The sequence below is a fragment of the Thermogutta sp. genome, assembly GCF_014359955.1.
GTDB lineage: Bacteria > Planctomycetota > Planctomycetia > Pirellulales > Thermoguttaceae > Thermogutta.
In genome coordinates this window covers 1-2,068 of sequence record NZ_JACIYL010000770.1, presented here as the reverse complement: position 1 = coordinate 2,068, position 2,068 = coordinate 1, and the positions used below count along the sequence as shown (strand labels likewise).

The 2,068-nt window shown below is 55.8% G+C and carries 2 protein-coding genes; both read right to left on the bottom strand.

Translation table 11 applies throughout. The annotated features are described in order from the left end of the window. A partial coding sequence (locus H5U08_RS16805; RefSeq protein ID WP_297035715.1) for a cellulase family glycosylhydrolase occupies positions 1-917 on the bottom strand: 917 nt, incomplete at its 3' end. A 164-nt stretch (positions 918-1,081) separates the two neighbouring features. Then, positions 1,082-2,068 (bottom strand): hypothetical protein (locus H5U08_RS16800; protein ID WP_297035712.1); only part of this gene is annotated, 987 nt, incomplete at its 5' end.

Sequence of the window (2,068 nt, the reverse complement as noted above, 5' to 3'; positions counted from 1 at the left end):
CCGCGAAAGCCCGTCTCGTTTTCGCCGATAGCAACGTTCCAGTGATAATTCAGCGCGACGGTATCCGGCGGTACACAGTAGTGGAAATTAAGTATTTTGACCGCGGGATGGAGTTTTTCCACCTTGGCCCGGCCGTTCGCGATATTCATGGATACGAGATGGCGCACACCGAGACTTTTTTCGGTCTCCGCGATGACGTCGGCGATCTTCCATTGCCATTCCACCGTGACCCCGCCGAAATAGGGCTCGTTGCAAACTTCGTAATAAAGGTTATCGAAGTCTTTTAACTCAGTAACGACTTTGCGCACAAACGCGATTTGAACTTCCGTAAGGTCCTTATGTTTAAGCGTATAGACTTCCTCGCGGGGACAGTTGCCTATCCCGTTGACGTTATTCCGATGATTCATCGGGTTCGCAGCCCAAAGGTCATCGTTGTAGAACGGACAGAAAAGATTGAATTCGACGACGACACCGCACTTCTGGGCCGTCGTCATAAAGTCCTTGAGGCGATTGAAATAGGCCTCGTCCCAGCGTTGCAGATCGAACTTGTTGCCACCGTCGAAGTAACCGGGCTGGTCGCTGCGTGCCCAGGGACAGATGTAGCGCAGAGGCTTGGGAGCCAGTGGATTGTCGGTGATACCGAAAGAACTGGGAACTTCACGATACGTCCCGGAAAAGGTTCGCGTGTGATTAAGGCCGTCCCGGGCAAGTGTCTTCAGATAACGGACGTAGTCAAAATCAAGATTGAGCACCGCACCGTAGTGCTCGCCGGAACCGATGAGCACGGCAGGGCGACCCCGCCACAGAAAGTAATGGGGATTATCCGGATGCAAGCTGAGAGGTGGTTCTGCCCACGTCCAGCCCGGAACAATAAACGAAGCGATCAACGCGATAGCGTACCAAATGCGAGCTTTCATCAGAACACTTCCCTTATCAATAACATGCAAATAAGTTTACAGCGGAACTAGTCTTCCCGATTGAAACTAAACAGCGTGCGGCCAGTTCGCGGCTCCCACGGCGAACTGTGCCGAAGAAAGCTCTGGCAACTGGCGTGCTACGGTGTGCGTCCGTGACGTGCCGGTCAGACTTCCCAACCTGCTCGATACTCGGGCTTGAGCCATTGATTAGCTTCAGCCGGGCTGGTTATTCGCTGACTTTTGGCATCCCATTCAATCCGGCCGCCGACCTTAAGGGCAATATTCCCGAGTAAGTAGGCCATGGTCAATGGACCGGCATAACTGAACGGGCAGCTCGGGCGTTCCGGATCACCGGTTTTGATTCCTGTGATCCATTCGCTGTACATGTCGCCATAACGTCGCAACGTTCGTGGGACCTCGGGGAAGTCCTGCTCCGACTTGTGGCCCACACCGATCATTCCCTTGGTGCCCACAATCAGGGCGCCGCCGTCGGGTACCTCTTTGACGCCGAGAAGATCGGCAGGAGGCGTTTTACCGCCATCGTACCAGTACAATTTGACGGCCGGCCGGTTGCCCTTCGCCGGAAAGTTGAATCGCAAGATCGTCGCCAGAGGGAACATTTCCGTCATCGGGCCGGATGTCTCCACGACTTCGACACTTTCTGGCGCGTCAAGTTCCAGTCCCCAATAGGCGGAATGCCACATGTGCGGGGCGATATCACCGAGGGCCCCCGTTCCAAAATCCCACCAGCCGCGCCACACGAACGGGTGATACACCCAGCCAGAGTGCAGCCGCTGCGGCGGAAGTTTGTAGACGGGATGGCCCTCCGGCCATTTTTCTTTGTACGGGCGCGCCGGCGCAACTCCAAGCCAATTGTTCCAGTTCAGATAATCGGGAACGGGGTCCTCGCCCTGCGGACGATCAAAGCCCTGCGGCCAAATCGGGCGGTTAGTCCAGTAGTGCACCTCTGTCACATCACCAATGGCACCACTGCGAATGATTTCGACAAGCCGAACGGTGCTCTCACTTCCCCGGCCAGGAGTTCCCATGTGCGTCACGAGTTTCTTTTCCGCTGCCACTCGCGCCATCTCGTAGGCTTCAAACACCGTTCGCGTGAGGGGTTTTTCGCAGTAGCAGTGGAGCCCCTGCTT